The sequence below is a fragment of the Pseudomonas sp. SLBN-26 genome (assembly GCF_006715895.1).
In the GTDB taxonomy this organism is placed as follows: Bacteria; Pseudomonadota; Gammaproteobacteria; order Pseudomonadales; family Pseudomonadaceae; genus Metapseudomonas; species Metapseudomonas otitidis.
Map to the genome: position 1 here is coordinate 1783698 of NZ_VFOB01000001.1, position 18985 is coordinate 1802682.

Consider the following 18985-nt stretch of genomic DNA (forward strand, 5'->3'; position numbering starts at 1 on the left):
ATGGCGGACATCGCCGTGGTGTTCCACTGGGCCCCGGCCGACATGGACGGGCTCACCCTCACCGAACTGACCGAATGGCGCGAGCGCGCCCGGCTACGGAGCCAGCCAGATGGCCGCTGACCAGTTGCAACTCCAGGTCATTCTCTCCGCGCTGGACCGCGTCACCGCACCGCTCAAGCGCATCCAGGGCGGCTCCGTCGGCGTCGCCCGCGAGCTGAAGGCCGCCCGCGACCGCCTCAAGGAACTCAACGCCCAGCAGCGCGACGTCTCCGCCTGGCGCGCCCAGTTCAGCGCCGCCCAGGACACCGAGCACGCCCTGGGCGCCGCCCGCGCCCGCGTGCAGGCCCTGAGCCGGGAGATGGCCAACACCACCGTGCCCACCCGGCAGATGACCCGCGACCTGCGCAGCGCCATCCGCGAGGCCACCGCCCTCAAACGCCAGCACGGCGAGAACCAGGTGCAGCTCCAGGGCCTGCGCAGCAAACTGGCCGCCGCCGGCATCGACACCCGCAAGCTGGGCAGCGCCGAGCGCGACCTGCGCGGGCAGATCAGCGCCACCACCCGCGCCATCGGCCAGCAGGAGGAGCGGCTCAAGCGCATCACCACCCAGCAGAAGCGCCTGGCCGCCGCACGTGGCCAGTACGACGCCTCCCAGGCCCTGGCCGGCAGCATGGCCGGCGTGGGTGCCGGCTCCGCCGCTGCAGGTGCCGCCCTGGGCGCCCCGGTGCTGGGGGTGGCCAAGACGTACATCGCCTTCGAGGACGCCATGCTCGGCGTCGCCAAGCAGGTGGACGGCGCGCGAGACGACTCCGGCCAGCTCACCAGGACCTACTACGAAATGGGCGATGCGCTGAAGGCGATGTCCGAGCGCATCCCCATGGCATCGACGGAGCTGGCCGCCCTGGTGGAAGGCGGGGCGCGCATGGGCATCCAGGGCAAGGATGAGCTGCTGAAGTTCGCAGGTGTGGCCGCCAACGCCGCCACCGCTTTCGAGCTGCCGGCGGACCAGATCGGCGAGGACCTGGCGCGCATCGCCAACCTCTACAAGCTGCCCATCAAGAACATCGACCAGCTGGGCGACGCCATCAACTACCTGGACGACAACGCCCAGTCGAAGGGCGGCGACATCATCGACGTGCTGCAGCGCGCCGCCGGCGCCACCGCCACGGCGGGCATGAGCTTCAAGGACGCGGCAGCCCTGGGCAGCACCTTCCTCAGCCTGGGCGCCACGGCTGAAACGGCCGGTACCGCCACCAACGCCATGATCCGCGAGCTTTCCAACGCCAGCATCCAGCCCAAGCGCTTCAAGGACGGCCTCAAGGCCCTGGGCCTGGAGGCCAAGAAGGTGCAGGCGGACATGTCCCGCGATGCCACCGGCACCATCCTCAAGGTGCTCGATGCCCTCAACAAACTGCCCAAGGAGCAGCAGAGCACCGTCACCACCCAGCTCTTCCTCAAGGAGCACGGCAAGGACGCCGCCAAGCTCGCCGCCAACGTCGGCGAGTACCGCCGCCAGCTCGCCCTGGCCAACTCGGAGAAGGCCAAGGGCTCCATGCAGCGCGAGGCGGACATCCGCGCCGAATCTCTCTCGGCCCGCCTGCAGATGGCGCAGAACCGCGCCTTCAACCTCTCCGCCACCCTGGGCGAAACGCTGCGGCCTTCGATCATCCGCCTGATCGAAGGCTTCAACCGCATCCTCGAGCGCGTCACCACCTGGGTGAAGGCCAACCCCGAGCTGGCCTTCACCATCCTCAAGGTGGTGGCGGGCCTGGCGGGCCTGGCCACGGTGTTCGGCACCCTCACCCTGGGCATCGCCTCCCTGCTGGGGCCGTTCGCCATGTTCCGCTACGCCATGATGCTGGTGGGCATCAAGGGCGGCGGCCTGGCCAGCGTGCTGTTCAACCTCGGCCGCACCGTACTGCCCATCGTCGGCCAGGCCATCCTGTGGATCGGCCGCGCGCTGATGATGAACCCCATCGGCCTGGCCATCACCGCCATCGCCGTGGCGGCACTGCTGATCTACAAGTACTGGGACCCGATCAAGGCCTACGTGATGAGCCTGTGGGCCGAGATCAAGGCCGGCTTCGACGGCGGCATCGGCGGCATCACCCAGCTCATCATCAACTTCAGCCCCCTGGGCCTGTTCTACCGGGCCTTCGCCGCCGTGATGAACTACTTCGGCGTGGAGATGCCGGGCAAATTCACCGAGTTCGGCAGCATGCTCATGCAGGGCATGGTCAACGGCATCACCAGCGGCCTGGCCGCCGTGAAGGACAGCATCACCGGCGCCGCCGACAGCACCATCACCTGGTTCAAGGAGAAGCTCGGCATTCACAGCCCCTCGCGGGTGTTCGCCAGCCTGGGCGGCTTCACCATGGCCGGCCTGGTGCAGGGCCTGGCCGGTGGCGAGGGCGACGTGCTGGGGCAGATCAGCAGCACCGCCCGGCGCCTCACCGACGCCGGTGCCGGCATGCTGGGCATGGGCAGCGGCATCCGCCTGGACACCCGTGCCCCGGTCCAGGCTGCCGGGGGCGGCGGCACCGTCGTCCAGGGCGACACCATCCACATCACCATCCACGCTGCCCCCGGAACCGATGTGGCCGGCCTGCGGCAGCAGATCAACCAACTGCTCGACGAGCGCGAGCGCAGCAAGGCCGCCCGGGTGCGCTCCCGCCTGAGCGACCGGGAGTAAACGCACCATGATGATGGCCCTCGGCATGTTCGTGTTCGGCCTGCCCACCCTCGCCTACCAGGAGCTGCAGCGGCAGACCGAATGGCGCCACCCCAGCAGCAGCCGGGTGGGCACAAACCCGGCCCGGCAGTTCGCCGGCCGGGGCGACGACACCCTCACCCTGCCCGGCATCCTGCTGCCCGAGCTGGCCGGCAGCCTGCTCAGCCTCGACGCCCTGCGGGAGATGGCCAACACCGGCAAGGCCTACCCCATGGTGGAGGGCAGCGGGCGGATCCTTGGGCTGTGGGTGATCGAGCGGGTGAGCGAAACGCGCAGCCTCTTTTTCCCCGACGGCACCCCGCGCCGCATCGAGTTCAGCCTGGGCCTGACGCGGGTGGACGACGGCCGCACCGACCTGCTCGGCGCCGCCAGCGCCACGGGCGTGAACATCCTGCGGAGGATCCTGCTGTGATCGAGGGCCTGGTGGATGCCGCCCTGGGCATCCTGCGGGACGCCGCCCGCAGCGCCCTGGGCGACAACGACTACCCCGCGCCCATCTTCCGCCTGAGCGTGGACGGCCTCGACATCGCCCAGCAGGTGAGCCCGCGCCTGATCAGCCTCAGCCTCACCGACAATCGGGGCCTGGAGGCGGACCAGCTGGACATCAGCCTCAGCGACCACGACGGCCTGCTGGCCATCCCGCCCAAGGGCGCCGTGCTGCGCCTGTGGCTGGGCTGGACCGATACCGGCCTGGTGGACAAGGGCACCTTCACCGTGGACGAGACCGAGCACAGCGGCATGCCCGACGTGCTCAACATCCGCGGCCGCAGCGCGGATCTGCGCAAGCAGCTCAAGGTCAAGCGCGAGCTGAGCTACAGCGGCACCACCCTGGGCGAGGTGATCCGCCAGATCGCCCAGCGCCAGGGCCTGGTGCCCGTGGTGGCCGAGGCCCTGGACGCCCAGCCGGTGCTGCAGCTGGACCAGGCCAACGAGTCCGACGCCAACCTCCTCACCCGCCTGGGCGAGGACTATGACGCCGTGGCCACGGTGAAGGCGGGCAGGCTGCTGTTCCTCGGCGGCAACGGTGGCAAGACCGCCAGCGGCGCCGAGCTGCCCCACATCACCCTCACCCGCGCCGACGGCGACCAGCACCGCTACCTGGTGGCCGACCGCGAGGCCTACGACGGCGTGCGCGCCTACTACTACAACGTCAACAGCGCCAGGAAGGAGGAGGCCATCGCCGGCGGCGGCGACAACCTCAAGGACCTGCGCCACACCTACAGCGACCAGGCCAGCGCCCTGCGCGCCGCCCGCAGCGAGTGGAACCGCCTGCAACGCGGCAGCGCCACCCTCAGCTACAGCCTGGCCAAGGGCCGCCCGGACCTCATCCCCGAACTCACCTACACCCTGCAGGGCGTGAAGGACGAGATCGACGCCATCGTCTGGCACGGCGGCAACGTGCAGCACAGCCTCACCGCCGACGGCGGCTACACCACCAGCCTGGAGCTGGAGAGCAAACTGCCCGAAGACCTGGTGGACGCGCTGTACGAGGAAGTGCCCGGCGACTACAGCGGCGTGATCGCCTACTACCGGGACAAGAAGACGGGGAAGGAGGCCAGCGTCACCGCTGGCGACCAGAGCAAGCCCAAACGCCTGCGGCACCTGTATGCGAGCAAGGCGAATGCGAAGCGGGCGGTGGAGAGGGAGTGGAACAAGTTGCAGCAGAGTTATTGATCTCTATCGTGAACTCACCGAGTTGGCTGACAAGGTCTTTGTCGTTATTCACTTTCCAAAGAATGCCTTAGCTGTCGCATGAATTCATGTACGTGAGCTTCAACCTCTTCCCTGAATGTATCCGAATAGGTGATCCGCACATTGCCCTCATGCACACTGGCACAGAAGGCTTTGCACAAAAAACCTATATGCTTGTCGTACTTCCTAATGAATGGAGTCGTAAAGACTCCGGACGGCGTATTAACCCTGATCAGATAACAGAGAAACTCCCCCAAAAAATTGATGTCATCACAACATTCTTCTACATAGGTATCACGATAGCGAGTGACCGGAGCAATGGTGAATGTCCGATCATTTCGAGCCACATAATCCTCTTCATCCTCGTCGCAGTGGATTTCCAAACTTCGGATTTTTAGGTCATCGCCCTCATAGGTGGACTTGAGCAGGAACTGAGGGAAGTCGATTTGAAGTATGCCTTTGGAGTCGAGCTTTGCCTCCGCAAAGGCGTAAACCACATCTGAAATCTTGTGAAACTGGCCTCCGTGATATGCTACTACCTCGAACCCGCCTCCAAACAGATTTGCAATAGTCTCGGACTCGAACTTGTTTTCAAATTCGTCAACTAGGTGATTTGCGAACTGATGAAGGGCCATACAGGTGCCATGCACCACGATGTCCTCCTCAGGGACATCAAATGCAGCCAGAAGGTAACTTTCATGGTGCTCAATGGCATGAGCTGCTCCCGATCCACCGACGTACAGCTCGAAATGCTCGTTGGAACATCCAAAATCCGCACAGTAACTTGTGATCTGGATTTCATCGTCCTCAACACTCAGTGCGATAGCTTTAAGATTTGCTTTTTTGAGCCGCTCGTCAGCAACGAGGGCGTTCAGAAAACGCTTACCTGTCAGCTCAGAGTCTTCCGCTAAGAGCTTATCAAGCTGTCGTATCGCGTCCTGAATATCAGGAACGTCGCCGGCAAAAGCGACAGCGAAGTGATCGTTCACCACCAAAATTTTTTGGCAAAGCCCGACTACGGTGTGAGCTGCTAGGGTAGAGCCTTCAGTGTCGGACTGAAACGACGGGATCTGAGAGGGGCTCATCCAAGTATTGGGGCTGGTGAGCAGAATGTCAGCTTGAAGGAAGCCACCTCTCTTCAAGTGATAGCCTGTAATCATGGTCATGTGCAATTCCTTTGGCGTTAGAGCTACAGCGAGGTACATGGCTGCGCGCCTGAACTGTAACTCACTCCTGACGCTGAGTGTTCCGTCCTCGACAAATACCTAGGTACTCAACGTCGGCGGAAGATCATCTGCTTTATCGAAAAATCTCGTGGGTAGTGTCCAAGCTTTGCACATCGTGTTCGCCTCACTCCACCTGAAAGACAGCCAGTGCACCAAAAACCAGCCCGAGGGCAGCCGGTTTGCCCCCCTCGGCTACGAGCGCCTGGCCATCGCCATTCCGGATGCGGATAAGGGCTACCTGTTCAAGACCCTCAAGTGCCCGAACGGCGACGCGGACAAGGCGCCGGAGACGAAGCTGCAGGTCTCCGTGCCTTTGGAGTTCGATCAGCAAGAGATCTAGGGCTGACTACATTCGCCCTGGACCAAAGCGGCGTGATCGCCTGCTACCGGGACAAGAAGACGGGGAAGGAGGCCAGCGTCACCGCTGGCGACCAGAGCAAGCCGAAGCGCCTGCGGCACCTGTATGCGAGCAAGGCGAATGCGAAGCGGGCGGTGGAGAGGGAGTGGGGAAAACTGAAGCAAGCGTTATCAACTTCAGCCTAAGCACTTGTAAGATGATGCGAATATCACCCAAGGAGCGGCGTCATGAGCGAAGTAGCAGCACAGCTAACAAGTGGAGACACAAATCAAATAATCACCATCGCAATTACGGCAGCAATTGCAATAGTTTCACAATACATCATTACCAAGACAACAAAAAAAGCAGAATACGAATCCATCAAAGAAAACTTCAAGCACACACTAGAACAACACGAACAGCTTACAGAAAAGAGCGGAAAGATAAACCATCATTTCAACCGCGAAGCTCTTGCCTACCAAATTAAGCTGAGCCACTATGAGTCAAAATCAACCGAAGCCATTGTTGCCTGCTACGAAAAATTAGTATCTCTTCAACAAGTAATGATGGACTTTCTTGCGTCCGACAATAGAGAGAGTGAAATCGAGGGCGTAATTGACAGCCTAACGGAATATAGAAATTTAGTAATAGCCAAGAAAATATGGATTCCACCACAAACACTGGATCTTTTTGTTGGGATACAGAAAGAGCTTCAATATGAAGTAACTCGCTACATTAAGGCACTTAGAAGCCTGCAAAAAACCGCTCAGAAAGATGACAAAGAGCTGGATATAATTTACCAAGCTCAAGGAAATTTTTATGATTACATTGTTCAGTTATCTAATCGTCTTTCTGATTTTGGCGATCACCTTGCGGAAGTTATCCGAAAAACAGTCCACTCACACTCTAGTTCACCTCTCTAATCTCCCCCCACCGACTCACATACCCCGGCGATTTGAGCGCCTGTTTCATCGCCCACCCCGCCTCGTAGGGCACCGCTGCTAGCCGCACGGTGCCGCGCCCCATGCGCTGGTTGATCCGGTCCAGCGTTGCCATCAGCTCCGCGCTGCGCGGCCGGGGGCTGGGGGCGAACAGGTCGGCCTGGATCTGCCCGGGCCGCACGAAGTCCATCAGCAGCACCCCCGCCTTCTGGTACCGGTAGCCGGGCTGGTAGATCGCCTCCAGCCCGGCCAGGGCGGCGCGCACCAAGTCGCGGGTGTCGTGGGTGGGGTACGGCAGCGGCACGCTGGCGGTGCGTGCGTACTGGCGTTCGGTGGGGTTGAACACGCCGGTGCGGATGTACACCTGCAGGCGCTGGCAGTAGTCGCCCTGGCTGCGCAGCTTCTCGCCGGCGCGGCTGGCGTAGGTGGCCACCGCCTCGCGCAGCGGCACCAGGGCGGTGAGGCGTTCGGAGAACGAACGGCTGCAAGCGATCATCTGTTTCGGCTCGGGGCCGTCGTCCAGGGCGTAGCAGGCCTCCCCGCGCAGCTCGCGGATGGTTTTCTCCACCACCGCGCTGAACAGCTTGCGCATCGTCGTGGCGTCCTGCTGGGCCAGGTCCCAGGCGGTGCGGATGCCCATGGCCTCGAAGTGCCCGAGCAACTTGCGCCCCACCCCCCACACCTCGCTCACCGGCGCATCGCGCAGCAGGGCCTCGCGCTGTTCCGGCCGGGTGGCCACCACCACGCCGCTGCGCGACCGCCTCTTCGCGGCCCAGTTGGCCAACTTGGCGAGAGTCTTGGTGGTGGAGATGCCGATGCCCACAGGCATGCCCACCAGGCGCGCCATCTCGGCCTTGATGTGGCGGCCGTAGGCGGCCAGGGGCTGGTTGAGGCCGGTGAGGTCCAGGAAGGCCTCATCGATGCTGTACACCTCCACGCGCGGCGCCAGGCCGCGCAGCACGTGCACCACCCGCGCGGAGATGTTGCCGTACAGGGCGTAGTTGGAGCTGAACACCTCAATGCCGTGCAGGGCGATGCGCTCGCGCAGCTTGAAGTAAGGCTCGCCCATGGCGATGCCCAGCGCCTTGGCCTCGTTGCTGCGGCTGATCACGCAGCCGTCGTTGTTGGACAGCACCACCACCGGCAGGCCGCGCAGATCGGGGCGGAACAGCCGCTCGCAACTGACGTAGAAGTTGTTGCAGTCCACCAGGGCGAAGACGCGGGGCATGTCAGGCGCTGGCGAGGGCGTGGATGTTGTGGGTGACCACGCCGAACACCTCCAGCTCGTCCTCGGCGGCGAGGCGGATGTCCGGGTAGGCGGGGTTGGCCGAGCGCAGCACGGGCAGGCCGTTCTCCAGCTCCAGGCGCTTGCAGGTGAAGTCGCCGCGCACGATGGCCACCACCACCTGGCCCGGGCGCGGGGTGAGGGAGCGGTCCACCACCAGGGTATCGCCCCGGTAGATGCCGGCGCCGGTCATGCTGTCGCCGCCTACGCGCAGGTAGAACGTCGCCGCGGGGTGACGCACGAACAGATCGAGCACGTCCAGCTCGGCCTCGATGTGGTCATCCGCCGGCGAGGGGAAGCCGGCTGACACCAGGCAGGAGAACAGGGGCAAGCGCACGTGGCCGCTTTTGTAGCGGCCAAGCAAGGTCAGGGGCATGGGGGCATTCCGATAATACTGGATAGATATACAGATAGCAGGCTGTAGGAAAGCTCGCAACTTGACCAGACAAACGCCACCTTCGCCGACCACGGCGTTGCCTGGCACCCTCCTCCGCACTAGCCTCCCAGCCCTCTACCCCGCACAGGAAAGGACTCCATGCACGCCCTGCGTACCGCCTGCCTCGCCCTTGCCGCCGCCCTGGCGGCTACCTACGCCACCCTCGCCCTCACCGAGCGCCCCGCTCGCACGCAGCCGATCACCCGGCCGCCGCTGCAGTTCCAGGAGCAGGACGGCGAGCTGAGGGTGTGGGGCGCCTGGGAGCTGGTGAAGGGCGACAGCCCCTACGACGTGCGCGCGGTGGAGATCCGCTGCTACAAGGCCCAGGGCCAGTGCATCAGCGCCACCGCCCTGGTGCTGAACCACAACGAAGGCCAGGACGTGGAAGCCCAGGCCCACCTGTTCACCATCAGCAAATGGACGGCCCAGCGCCTGGAGGCCAAGGCCGGGCCCGGGAAGGAGGACTGCAGCGAATGGACCCTCGCCCTGTACCCGGCCGACCGCAGCGGGAAGCTGAACTGGAAGGGGTCGGCCGGGTGCGAGGTGGATGCCGGGGAGGCGGTGTTGGTGGGGGATGACTAGCCCGGACCGCCGGCCTTCCCAGCCCGGCCCGCGAAGATTTTCTGGATAGGCTCAAGTCCATCGAACGTCGAAGGCAGTTTGTCGTCTTGCATCACCAAACCACTGAAAATCAGTGTTTCGAATTTTTCGAGAGCGTTGGGATTACCGTCCTTCATGTCTTTGGAACACTTCGAATACTTCTGGATGAACCGGCATAGCGTGCGTCTAAGGTCAATCTGTAACAGCTGGGCCTTAGTGGAGTTAACGCTATGCAACATGATCCGGAAGAAGTAAATCAGGACCAACTCAAGGGCGCCCAAGGTAACCAGAAGCGTAATATTCTGCTCACTGAGCATGTCAATTGCCCCGTTGGTTTTTTCACCGCCGAGTACGACAAGCGTGTAGATCAGTTTGATGACGAGTGGCGCGACAACGCAACAGCCAAGGGTAATAAGCCAAGCCTTCTGCCAGCAGAGCTCTCTTCTTTTTTGGACCCAAAGACTGTGAAAGCCTTTATAAAGCCCGACAAAATTAAAAGCGATCTCTTGTTTATCCAACTGCTTACTCAGCTCCAAAGTGCGCGCTTCTGCACCCTCGATCTCCTTGAGTCGCGCATCAACCTTATCAATTCCTGCAATATACCGACTTAGACAGTCAAAATCACTCGAAGCTTTTATACCATTAAGAACATTGGATACGAGCACCATCTCCGCTTGCAGCAAAATCTTTACGTAACCTGCAGGCAAACTTTCTCTCATCTCAACAAAACGACTATCAAATAAGCCTGTTTCTTCATTTTCAAATTCAAAGCTAGAAACCAAAAGATACACACAACAGTAAAGCTGTGCTGCATCTTCATCTTTGACACTCTCGCCATTATTCAAAATACTCAAAATCCTTCTCAACTCATACAACCAGTGATTAGAAAAGGACTTTGGAAAACTGGATGAAGGAAAACGAGAAACCAGCCTTTTAAGTAAAATTAATGCTCCACCCAAAAGTCCATCACTAGGTATTGTTTTGGCAGCCCAATCTCCAGACAGATCGAATAAATTTTCATCTGAGCTCATTCTCATCCCTTCTCAGTTGCAGTGAAGTAAAAATCCCTTGCGAGAAGACTGCGCCTCGCAGAACTGGACCCGCGCGTAAAGGCAAAGAAGGAATGCGGTCCACCATCCTTGGCCAATACCCACCGGCAAGATATTGCCATCAATTCGCCATCCTCTCCAAGGACACAAACGCCGACTTGTAGCCGGCGTCTGTAGAGGGTTTCAGGCGGCTCAGCGGCGGGGATCATCCCTGCACAGCCACTCCTCCCGGATGATGCTGACATCAGCAGGTGCGCGGATGCCGAGGCGGGTGGTGCGGGAGGTGGTGCTGTGCACCTCGATCACGATGCCTTCGCTCTGCAGCTGCGCCACGATGGTGGCCGGGTCGGCGTCGGGGTGAACGTGGAGGTAGAGGCGCTGGCCTTCGCCGCGCGTGACGATCAGGTGGGGCATGGGGTGTCTCCTTCCTTGGCGGCCTCGATCTAAGGCCCACGGCCCATCCTAACTGCCTTGTCGCGTCCTACAGGGCGGCTCGGCTTGCGCCGGAAAAGGCCCTTGCCAAACAAGTGCCATGACGGAGGATGAAGCTCATCGCCATGGCACAGCGCCGACTATTCATGCAGCTTATAGCCTAGGTAATAAAGTCCCCAAAAAGTCGCCAGTATCATTTGGTGTAACAACAGGAAGTAAACGAAGACGGAGAGCCACCCCACATAAAAGCCCACTTCGATCGTACCAATGCTCAGCGAAACGATGCTTGTGCCATATCCAACTGAAAATATTGAAATCATGATGAGCACGATGCTCTCAGCCGTAAGGAACGAAAAAAGCATCGCAAGAAATCGGCGGCGCGTTAGCGATATGAGATTCTCTGTATCTCTAAATCTAACTTTTATCCTTGGAGTAGGCTCAGGTAAGACACTGTCAATATCAGACTTCCCGAAAGTAGCGATAGCGGCCAAAGCCGCAATATAAAAACCGGGAAGCGACTGAACAAAACCCAACACAAGAGAAATAACACCACCACCCTTTACAACATCATTCAAATTTCCCAAGCACGCCAGCAAGGCAACTGTTAAGAGCGCTAATACAACAGGGTAGAGCCAATCAATTCGCCATTTATATGGGTGCCTGATAGCAAGATACCCAAAGGGGCGCAATAACTGCTCTAGTAGCATGTTCTACTCCATAAGCTCTAGCATTTCCTTGATAATACCATTGTTAATTTGATTAAGACTCGCAACATTGACCAATGGCGCCTGAATTATGTGACGCTTGATGTATTTATTTATATCCACAAGATTACCAGTATCGGTATCAATAGTAGCGTCTCGTGGTTCACCTTTTTCATTTTTGAAGCGAATACGCATCTGAGCATACTCACGTTGCTCCGCAGCTTTATTCCGGACCTGACGAACCATAGCGGCAAGGCTTCCTGCAAGAGAGCGCTGAGGCCTCAATTTTACGAATTTAGCATCCTCAAATACGGCCCCCCTGTCATCCCAGACAGCTCCGCGCTCGGTGAAGTCTAGTAGTTCAATACCTGTCAGCACGCCTGTCTCAAGCTCTTCTTGAAACTCCGACGAGGGATGACCAAGCAACTCTACAGTGTGGATATGCCGCACCATCAAGGGGTTCCCATCGGCATCGCGGGCACCATTAATGTTGGGAATTAAAAACCGCTCTGGGAAATGTTTTCGGCAATATGCAAAAATAAATCTCATGTAGTCTTTTATGCTGCTCGCATGGAGACCAGAGCCAAACACCGTTTCAACCACGCACAGATAATAGTTATCCCCTCTGGTCGGTTGAAGCGGGATAATCACGTGCGCTGAGTAGTCACCGCCATGTCCCGGCGGCTTGGTGTGGACAACTCGGCTTTTATTCTCCGGATCGGAGGAAACAGCGTCAGGTGCGTTCGGATCACATCGATTGATAAGAAAGATCAGGCGATCATTTCTTAATTCAAGATCAGAAATGTAATACCTTGCCGATTTCTCGCTTCGCCCCTTCTTAAGAATCGGATCACCGCCCTTAAATAGTTGATCAATGAGCGCATACATCTCCCTCAATGATAGCGGATCAGTCTCGAAATTTGCTTCATTCTCACTGGCTTGGGAAACGCCCCTAGCGGTGATCTTCAAATCATAGAAAGTTGCAGTACGATGCACTTATCACCTCAACTATCAACTACTGTGAAAACATGTTGCTTCATATAGTTCAACGCCTTCGCTTGCCTAATAGTGGGCGTCAACAGGTTGGTAACCGCTGTCACAACTCGAAACCCATACCCCATAGCCATAACCGCCAGATACGCACAATCCGCCGCTTTGAAGCCGGGAAAGAATCGGAGGCCGGGTGTCGAGTTGCGCTTTGAGGGCCGGCCCGGGGCCGGTGGGGCTTGGTCCAAAAGCAGGTGATCGTAGCCTTCGAGATAGGCCTGGATTCGATCCTTGCGGAAGGTACGGGGCGGGCTGTCGGTTACCGTTCGCCCCTGGATATAGCGAGTGTTCTCAAACCGGCGAATCAACATCCAATCGCGTGATTCACCTTTGGCGTCTTGGTAGACGAAACGCAGGGGAAGCATGAAAACCGTCCTTGGTTGCTGTTCCTAGTAGGAACAGACTATGCCAGCCTTTTGCCAGCTACGACAACGGCCTCAAGCTCCGCAACGCGTTGTTCGAGCGTGTTCAGGCGCTTCTTCTCTTCGGCATGACGCTGAATGTCTCGCTGGGCTTCTTCGTCCAGTTCACGCCACAAAGCCAACATTGCTCGCTCTCTTGGGCTATCAGCAGGTTCAGCGGGGGTATTACCGCCGTTCTCACGGTACATGCTCCCCTCCCCCGTCAGCAGCCAATCAAGGCTGACGCCTCGCTCCAGCGCCACATCTACACAAATTGTGTAAGGCACCGAGTCTCGGCTACGCCAGTTCCCCAGGGTTGATCGGTTGACCTGGAGGGCATCGCCCAGCTGATTGTCGTTTTTAACGCCAAAGACCTCATGCAGACGGTCCATGACGCTCGCCGCGCTTGTATTTCCCAAAATTGGAAACTCTCCGTTGACATGCCCCAATTTGGGACATAGGCTTACACGTATTGAGAACATCTTATCCAAGCGAGTGCTGTCAGACCATGAACAAACGACAGATTCACGCCCGGCTCATCGAGCAGGGCCTCAGCTTCCGCCAGTTCGCGCTCAGCAAGGGCTATGAGCCGCGCACGGTGACGCAGACCGTTGAGCGCTGGGCAGAGTCGGCAGACCTGCCGAACGGGCGCATTGCCTTCTCCATCATGCGGGACCTCTCCCAGCTACTTGGGACGGAGCTGATTCCGGGCTTGCTGGCGCATCCCTTTGCGAAGGTGAGCTGACCGTAGCGGTCGGCCTGGCTGGGGGAAACGAGAACATGAAGCACGCGATTCTTGATAGCCGCCGCAAGGCGGTGATGAGTGCGGTGGCGGCCTTCCCGGGGGGCCGCGAGTGCGCGGCGGCGCACCTGGGGCTGGAGCTGAAGCGGCTGGACAACCAGGTGTACGAGAACCCGGGGCACCGGCCGCTCTCGGACGAGCAGGTGCGGCAGATCGAGCTGATTGCCGGGACGCGCTTTCTGCCGGACTACCTCTGCCGGCTGTACGGCGGTGTGTTCGTGTCGATGCCGGAGGCGGAGGAGCTGGACAACATCGACCTCTACGCCCGTGCCCTGGCCACGGATGTGGCGGAGGGCAAGGTAGACCAGATCATCGCCAAGGCCCTGGACGACGGGCGCATTACCGAGTCGGAGCTTGCGCAGATCATCGCGGCGCACCGTGCGCACATTGCGGCGCGGCATGCGGAGGTAGGGGCGGTGATCACGCTGCACCTGCAGGCGGGTGAGCCATGAGCGGGCCCTGCGCACGTTGCCGGCCACGCCTGGTGGCGGCCGATCCAGCCTTCACATCCATTTGCGGGAGAACACCCATGGCACACCTCAGTGATGACGTCAGAGCACAGTTGATCCGCCTGCTGGACCGCGCGCAGGAGCGTCTGGACACCTTGAGGGAGGTGGTGGCGGAGGTCGATGGGGGCGATGCCGGCAGCGAGATCCGCCTTGCGCTGGGTGATGCGCTGGTGCCGCTGAACATTGCGCTGGAAGTGGCGGAGCCCCTGTAACGATGAGCACCTACAAGCTGGTTTGCCCGCACTGCAAGGGCCGCATGCGCATCCGCACCAGTGAGGGGACCCATGTGTTTCTGCGGGTGGCCTACCTGCAATGCACCAACGAGGCCTGCGGCTGGTCGGCCCGGGCCGAATTCGAGATGACCCACGAGATGAGCCCCTCGGGCATGCCCAACCCGTCCGTGCGGTTGCCGGTGGCTCCGGTGGCGCTGCGGCGGGAGGCGATGCGCCAGGCGGGCGACAAGCAACTGGACCTGCTGGAGGTACCCCGATGAGCGCCCTGCCCCACGATGTGGACACTCAGGACTACCAGGAGCAGATGCTGCGTGCGGCGCTGGCCTATCTGCGGCGCCATGCCGATGAGCACCTGGGCGACGAGCAGCTGCTGCAGCGGGCGACGCTGCACCTGACCCTGGCGCTGGAGGTGCCGCTGTTTCTGGCCCAGCGCCTGGTGGAGCGGGCCTTTGCCCGGCTGCGGGAGGCGAACCGGGTGGAGGTGGACCTGTCGGCGGCGCCGGACCGGGATGCGATCTGCCTGATCGATTGCCGCAACGGCCAGAAGATCTTCGTGCAGCGGCGCATTCTGCCCTCTGCCTTTCTCGCGCGCTTCACCACTCCCTGATCACTGACACGCCCAGCCCGCGCTGCGGGTTTGGGGTTGTTGCATCCGCAATTCGAGGGTCATGCCATGTACAAGCCGGTTGCGATCCACCTGGACCTGCCCCGGACCTGGGCCGAGGCGCTGCTGAAGAGCCTGCGGGCGGAGTTGAACCGGGCCATCAACGAGCACTGGTACGACGACCGCTACCGCTCGGTGCCGGCGGCGCTGCGGGCGCGCCGCATCCTCGATGATTACCCGGCGCTGGCCGGCAACAAGCGCACCATCGGTGCGCTGATTGCTGCGCTGCGCGCCTCTGCCAAGGCCACACGATGAAGTCGATGCCGAGAGAGATCCGCCTGGAGGTGCTGCGCCGCCTGGAGCACACCTACGGGCTGGTTCGCGCGAGCAATACGCAGTACCTGCGCAAGGGCACCTGCCCGGCCTGCGGGAGAAAGGAGCTGTACAGCCGCCATGACGAGCCGTGGTTCATCAAGTGCGGCCGGGAGAGCAAGTGCGGTGAGCAGTGGCATGTGAAGGAGCTGTTCGAGGACTTGTTCGATGACTACAGCAAGCAGCACCCGGCGACGGAGCTGGCGCCGCACGCTTCGGCCGATGCCTATCTGCAGTTCGCCCGTGGCTTTGACCTGGGGCTGATCAAGGGCTGGTACACCCAGGAGAACTACTACAACCGGGACCTGGGCATCGGCAGTGCGACGGTGCGCTTCGCGCTCGAGCACGGCGGCTACTGGGAGCGGCTGATCGACCGGCCGCACCGCTTCGGCAAGATGAAGGCGCGCTTTGCGCCAGGGCAGTCGCCCCGGGGCCATTGGTGGGTGCCGCCGTGTGTGGACCTGCTGGAGGCGGGCGAGCTGTGGGTGGTGGAGGGCATCTTCGATTGCATCGCTCTGCTCCACCACGGGATTGCGGCGGTGTCGGCGATGAGCAGCGCGCACTTCCCCTTCGAGTCGCTCAAGGCGCTGGCCAAGGCCCGTGCGGAGGCCGGCAAGCGGCTGCCGAGGCTGGTGTGGGCGCTGGACAACGAGCCCGGTGCGCACCGCTATACGCGCAAGCACGCGGCGATGGCCCGGGAGCTGGGCTTCCCTTGTGAGGCGGCGCAGATCCCGCAGCGCGAGCGCAAGGCGGACTGGAACGATCTGCACCAGCGCTGGCAGTTCATCGATGACCCGGCCCGACGTGCGGAGGCCATGGACCGGGACCTGAAGGCGGCCCGCTACCACGGGGCGCTGCTGCTGGCGGAGAACGCCAGCGAGAAGGCGCTGCTGATGTACAACTGGCGCGAGCAGGGGGAGTTCCACTTCGGCCATGAGAACCGCCTGTACTGGTTCAAGCTGGACATCGAGAAGTTCAACAGTGCGATGCGCGGGCTGGAGGATACGGAGGACCAGGACGAGCAGGTGCTGAACCACAAGCAGAAGCGCGAGAAGGCGCTGCGCCAGGCGGGCTGTGTGGTGGAGATCGCCAACTGCTACCCGCAGGCTTTGTACTTCCAGCGCAACGAGATCACGGACGAGAGCTGGTACTACTTCCGGGTGGACTTCCCGCACGACGAGCCGTCGGTGCGCAACACCTTCACGGGGGGCCAGGTGGCGGCGGCCAGTGAGTTCAAGAAGCGCTTGCTGGGCATGGCGGCGGGGGCGGTGTTCACGGGGACCGGGGCGCACCTGGACAAGATCATGAAGGAGCAGCTGTACGGGCTGAAGACGGTGCGCACCATCGATTTCATCGGCTATGCGAAGGACCACGGCTGCTATGTGTTCGGGGACCTGGCGGTGCGCGGTGGGGTGGTGGAGCAGGCGAACGCGGAGGACTACTTCGAGTTCAAGGGGCTGCGCCTGAAGTCGCTGCAGAAGTCCATCAAGCTGGAGATCGCGCGCACCGATGAGGGCTACCGCCGGGAGTGGCTGGACTGGCTGTGGCTGTGCTTCAACACCCAGGGGCTGATCGCGCTGGCGTTCTGGTTCGGTTCGCTGTTTGCGGAGCAGATCCGCGCGGAGTTCCAGTCCTTCCCGTTCCTGGAGGTGACGGGCGAGGCCGGGGCGGGCAAGTCGACGTTGCTGATGTTCCTCTGGAAGCTGCTGGGCCGGCCGGATGAGGAAGGCAAGGATCCGTCGAAGATGTCCAAGGCGGGCTTGCGCCGCTGGCTCAGCCAGGTGTCGGGGATGCCACTGGTGATGCTGGAGGCCGACCGCAGCGACAGTGCGGGCAATGCGGCCAAGGCTTTCGACTGGGACGAGTTCAAGCCGATGTTCAACGGCGGCAGCCTGGGGGTGACGGGGGTGAAGACCGCCGGCAACGAGACCCATGAGCCGCCCTTCCGTGGGGCGCTGGTGATCAGCCAGAACGCGACGGTGCAGGCCTCTGAGGCGATTCTGACGCGGATCGTGCGCTTGCACTTCGTGCGGCCGGAGGTGACCAGCGCGAGCCGGGCGGCGGCGGACAACCTCAACCACCTGCAGGCGATGGAGGTGAGCCACTTTCTGCTGATGGCGGTGCGGGCGGAGCAGAAGGTGCTGCAGGTGTTCCGCGAGCGGGTGAAGGCGCACGAGCAGGCGCTGCGGGGCCTGAAGGAGATCCGCATCGAGCGGATCATCAAGAACCACGCGCAACTGATGGCGCTGACCGATGCGATGCGGGAGGTGGTGCCGCTGAGTGACCGCCAGCACGAGGCGGTGCTGCGCGAGCTGACGGCGATGGCGGTGGGCCGCCAGTACGCGGTGAACGCGGACCCGCAGGAGGTGGCGGAGTTCTGGGAGGTGTACGAGTACCTGGAGTCGCTCTACGACGAGCCGCTGGTGAACCACAGCAAGAAGCCCGGGGTGATCGCCATCAACCTCAACGAGTTCTGCGAGCGGGCCGCGGAGCACAAGCAGAAGCTGGCCGATGCGGCGACGCTGCGCGCGCTGCTGGTCAACAGCCGGTCCCGCCCGCTGATCGACAAGAACAAGGCCGTGGACAGTGCGGTGCGCGCGGCCTTCAACAGCCGCAACAACGCCTGCAACCAGCGCTGCACGACGGTGAAGTGCTGGACGTTCAAGGACCAGGCCTGATCCCCCGCCAGGGCGCGGCAACGCTCTGGCATCAACCCCAAGGAGAAGCACCATGCAAACCCACGATAACCAACAGGAACGCCAGCACAGCCGTGCGGAGTGGATCTACACCCTGGGCAGCAGCGCGGTTGCGCTGTTCGCCATGGGTTTCATCGCCTACCAGGCGCCGGGCGTGCTGCTGGCGCTGATGCCCTGACCGGACCGCCCGGGCGCGGCAACGCCTGGGCGCGCTTGAGGAGACCCGCGATGCAGCAGCTCTATGCAGAGATCAAACCCACCAGCAAGTACGCCTACCAGGCCGAGTGGTGCCGCAGCCAGGGCTACGGCTATCCGTTCAAGGTGCGGATCGCTCCGGACAAGGACGGCTACACGGTGAAGGGCGGCTACGGCGGCCGGTACCGGATGGAGGATGTCGATCTGTTCGTGTTCGACGGGGAGACGAAAGTCCGCCTCGGCTGACCGCCAGAAACAAGAAGGCCCCGGCGAGCGGCAACTCACCAGGGCCTGACCAACCCCAAGGAGAAGCACCATGCAAGCACAAGCCCCCGAAGTCAGTGGCGCACAGGCTACCACTGCTGACGACCGCCAGACCATGGCCACTGCGGTGTGTACCGAGCCCATCACCATCAACGTGCGCCAGAGCACCGGGACCTACATCGCCAGGGCGCGCGGCTACAAGCCCACCGCGAGCTGCACCTCCGGCGCGGCCCAGGCGGCCGAGGCGCTGGCCAGGAAGCTGGGCCTGGCTCCCGATCTGCTCCAGGAGCAGCCACGCGAGGGCCTCGACTACGGTTGCTCGCGCTTCACCCACTGCGGCTGCAAGGCTTAATGCCCCCAGGCCCGGCGCCCTTCGGCGCTGGGCCATCCAACAAGAATCGACGATGCGCAATTCTCGGCCCCTCGCGG

26 protein-coding genes and 1 pseudogene are annotated in these 18985 nt (G+C 61.6%); 18 read left to right on the forward strand and 9 right to left on the reverse strand.

Going from position 1 to position 18985, the window contains the following annotated elements; all coding sequences use genetic code 11:
* Genes FBY21_RS08220 through FBY21_RS08235 form a run of 4 tightly spaced genes read left to right on the forward strand, consistent with a single transcriptional unit; the run spans position 1 to position 4405 of the window.
* Positions 1 to 120, forward strand: a complete 120-nt coding sequence (locus FBY21_RS08220; RefSeq protein WP_107328453.1) for a GpE family phage tail protein — start codon at positions 1 to 3, stop codon at positions 118 to 120.
* Positions 110 to 2692 (forward strand): phage tail tape measure protein, encoded by a 2583-nt coding sequence (locus FBY21_RS08225; RefSeq protein ID WP_142010208.1) that lies wholly within the window; start codon positions 110 to 112, stop codon positions 2690 to 2692. Before FBY21_RS08220 ends, FBY21_RS08225 begins: the two co-directional genes overlap by 11 nt.
* A gap of 7 nt (positions 2693 to 2699) precedes the next feature.
* Positions 2700 to 3143: a phage tail protein gene (locus FBY21_RS08230; RefSeq protein WP_142010212.1), complete on the forward strand. Its 444-nt coding sequence runs from the start codon at positions 2700 to 2702 to the stop codon at positions 3141 to 3143.
* Between the two features lie 8 nt (positions 3144 to 3151).
* A complete protein-coding gene (locus tag FBY21_RS08235; RefSeq protein ID WP_409563810.1) occupies positions 3152 to 4405 on the forward strand; it encodes a phage late control D family protein in 1254 nt (417 codons plus the stop codon).
* 44 nt (positions 4406 to 4449) lie between these two features.
* On the opposite strand, the gene FBY21_RS08240 is transcribed toward FBY21_RS08235, so the two are convergent.
* The gene (locus FBY21_RS08240; RefSeq protein WP_142010219.1) at positions 4450 to 5589 is read right to left on the reverse strand and encodes a hypothetical protein; all 1140 of its coding nucleotides are present in this window, start codon (positions 5587 to 5589) and stop codon (positions 4450 to 4452) included.
* Positions 5590 to 5755: 166 nt separating this feature from the next.
* Between FBY21_RS08240 and FBY21_RS08245 the strand changes: the two genes are divergently transcribed.
* The 3 genes and pseudogenes from FBY21_RS08245 (at position 5756) to FBY21_RS08255 (ending at position 6909) form a co-directional block, all read left to right on the forward strand.
* Positions 5756 to 5989 (forward strand): hypothetical protein, encoded by a 234-nt coding sequence (locus FBY21_RS08245; RefSeq protein WP_142010223.1) that lies wholly within the window; start codon positions 5756 to 5758, stop codon positions 5987 to 5989.
* 20 nt (positions 5990 to 6009) lie between these two features.
* A pseudogene (locus tag FBY21_RS29900) lies at positions 6010 to 6192 on the forward strand (phage late control D family protein); the annotation flags it as partial.
* 42 nt (positions 6193 to 6234) lie between these two features.
* A complete protein-coding gene (locus FBY21_RS08255) occupies positions 6235 to 6909 on the forward strand; it encodes a hypothetical protein (RefSeq protein WP_142010226.1) in 675 nt (224 codons plus the stop codon).
* Here the strand turns inward: FBY21_RS08255 and umuC are convergent.
* Together umuC and FBY21_RS08265 are read right to left on the reverse strand one after the other, a co-directional pair.
* Entirely contained in the window at positions 6893 to 8155 is a 1263-nt protein-coding gene (gene umuC / locus FBY21_RS08260; RefSeq protein WP_142010229.1) for a translesion error-prone DNA polymerase V subunit UmuC, read from the reverse strand. The genes FBY21_RS08255 and umuC overlap by 17 nt on opposite strands.
* 1 nt (position 8156) lies before the next feature.
* On the reverse strand, positions 8157 to 8588 hold the full coding sequence (locus FBY21_RS08265; RefSeq protein ID WP_142010233.1) for a LexA family protein: 432 nt from the start codon (positions 8586 to 8588) through the stop codon (positions 8157 to 8159).
* Between the two features lie 159 nt (positions 8589 to 8747).
* Between FBY21_RS08265 and FBY21_RS08270 the strand changes: the two genes are divergently transcribed.
* Entirely contained in the window at positions 8748 to 9230 is a 483-nt protein-coding gene (locus FBY21_RS08270) for a hypothetical protein (protein ID WP_142010236.1), read from the forward strand.
* Here the strand turns inward: FBY21_RS08270 and FBY21_RS08275 are convergent.
* The 6 genes from FBY21_RS08275 to FBY21_RS08300 all read right to left on the reverse strand — a co-directional run bounded on the left by FBY21_RS08275 (position 9227) and on the right by FBY21_RS08300 (position 13273).
* A complete protein-coding gene (locus FBY21_RS08275) occupies positions 9227 to 10279 on the reverse strand; it encodes a hypothetical protein (protein WP_142010240.1) in 1053 nt (350 codons plus the stop codon). The genes FBY21_RS08270 and FBY21_RS08275 overlap by 4 nt on opposite strands.
* A gap of 210 nt (positions 10280 to 10489) precedes the next feature.
* Positions 10490 to 10711 carry a carbon storage regulator gene (locus tag FBY21_RS08280; RefSeq protein WP_142010243.1) on the reverse strand — a complete coding sequence of 74 codons (222 nt, stop codon included), beginning with the start codon at positions 10709 to 10711 and terminating at the stop codon, positions 10490 to 10492.
* A gap of 158 nt (positions 10712 to 10869) precedes the next feature.
* On the reverse strand, positions 10870 to 11436 hold the full coding sequence (locus FBY21_RS08285; RefSeq protein ID WP_142010245.1) for a hypothetical protein: 567 nt from the start codon (positions 11434 to 11436) through the stop codon (positions 10870 to 10872).
* A gap of 3 nt (positions 11437 to 11439) precedes the next feature.
* Entirely contained in the window at positions 11440 to 12429 is a 990-nt protein-coding gene (locus tag FBY21_RS08290) for a hypothetical protein (RefSeq protein WP_142010249.1), read from the reverse strand.
* 8 nt (positions 12430 to 12437) lie between these two features.
* On the reverse strand, positions 12438 to 12845 hold the full coding sequence (locus tag FBY21_RS08295) for a hypothetical protein (RefSeq protein WP_142010252.1): 408 nt from the start codon (positions 12843 to 12845) through the stop codon (positions 12438 to 12440).
* A gap of 38 nt (positions 12846 to 12883) precedes the next feature.
* A complete protein-coding gene (locus tag FBY21_RS08300; protein WP_142010255.1) occupies positions 12884 to 13273 on the reverse strand; it encodes a helix-turn-helix transcriptional regulator in 390 nt (129 codons plus the stop codon).
* Between the two features lie 116 nt (positions 13274 to 13389).
* Here FBY21_RS08300 and FBY21_RS08305 point away from each other — a divergent pair, with 116 nt between their 5' ends.
* From FBY21_RS08305 to FBY21_RS08345, 10 genes are all read left to right on the forward strand, one after another.
* The gene (locus FBY21_RS08305; RefSeq protein ID WP_142010258.1) at positions 13390 to 13626 is read left to right on the forward strand and encodes a hypothetical protein; all 237 of its coding nucleotides are present in this window, start codon (positions 13390 to 13392) and stop codon (positions 13624 to 13626) included.
* A 35-nt stretch (positions 13627 to 13661) separates the two neighbouring features.
* Entirely contained in the window at positions 13662 to 14135 is a 474-nt protein-coding gene (locus FBY21_RS08310; RefSeq protein WP_142010261.1) for a YmfL family putative regulatory protein, read from the forward strand.
* Positions 14136 to 14212: 77 nt separating this feature from the next.
* Positions 14213 to 14404 carry a hypothetical protein gene (locus tag FBY21_RS08315; protein ID WP_107328439.1) on the forward strand — a complete coding sequence of 64 codons (192 nt, stop codon included), beginning with the start codon at positions 14213 to 14215 and terminating at the stop codon, positions 14402 to 14404.
* 2 nt (positions 14405 to 14406) lie between these two features.
* Positions 14407 to 14685 carry an ogr/Delta-like zinc finger family protein gene (locus FBY21_RS08320; RefSeq protein WP_142010264.1) on the forward strand — a complete coding sequence of 93 codons (279 nt, stop codon included), beginning with the start codon at positions 14407 to 14409 and terminating at the stop codon, positions 14683 to 14685.
* Positions 14682 to 15032 carry a hypothetical protein gene (locus tag FBY21_RS08325; RefSeq protein ID WP_107328437.1) on the forward strand — a complete coding sequence of 117 codons (351 nt, stop codon included), beginning with the start codon at positions 14682 to 14684 and terminating at the stop codon, positions 15030 to 15032. Before FBY21_RS08320 ends, FBY21_RS08325 begins: the two co-directional genes overlap by 4 nt.
* A 66-nt stretch (positions 15033 to 15098) precedes the next feature.
* On the forward strand, positions 15099 to 15344 hold the full coding sequence (locus FBY21_RS08330) for a hypothetical protein (RefSeq protein WP_142010268.1): 246 nt from the start codon (positions 15099 to 15101) through the stop codon (positions 15342 to 15344).
* Positions 15341 to 18079, forward strand: a complete 2739-nt coding sequence (locus FBY21_RS08335; protein ID WP_107328435.1) for a toprim domain-containing protein — start codon at positions 15341 to 15343, stop codon at positions 18077 to 18079. Before FBY21_RS08330 ends, FBY21_RS08335 begins: the two co-directional genes overlap by 4 nt.
* A gap of 52 nt (positions 18080 to 18131) precedes the next feature.
* Positions 18132 to 18275 carry a hypothetical protein gene (locus FBY21_RS29385; protein WP_160158584.1) on the forward strand — a complete coding sequence of 48 codons (144 nt, stop codon included), beginning with the start codon at positions 18132 to 18134 and terminating at the stop codon, positions 18273 to 18275.
* Positions 18276 to 18325: 50 nt separating this feature from the next.
* Positions 18326 to 18538, forward strand: coding sequence for a hypothetical protein (locus FBY21_RS08340; RefSeq protein WP_107328434.1), 213 nt, complete (start codon positions 18326 to 18328; stop codon positions 18536 to 18538).
* 70 nt (positions 18539 to 18608) lie between these two features.
* Entirely contained in the window at positions 18609 to 18908 is a 300-nt protein-coding gene (locus tag FBY21_RS08345) for a hypothetical protein (RefSeq protein ID WP_253543684.1), read from the forward strand.
* Positions 18909 to 18985 lie beyond the last annotated feature (77 nt).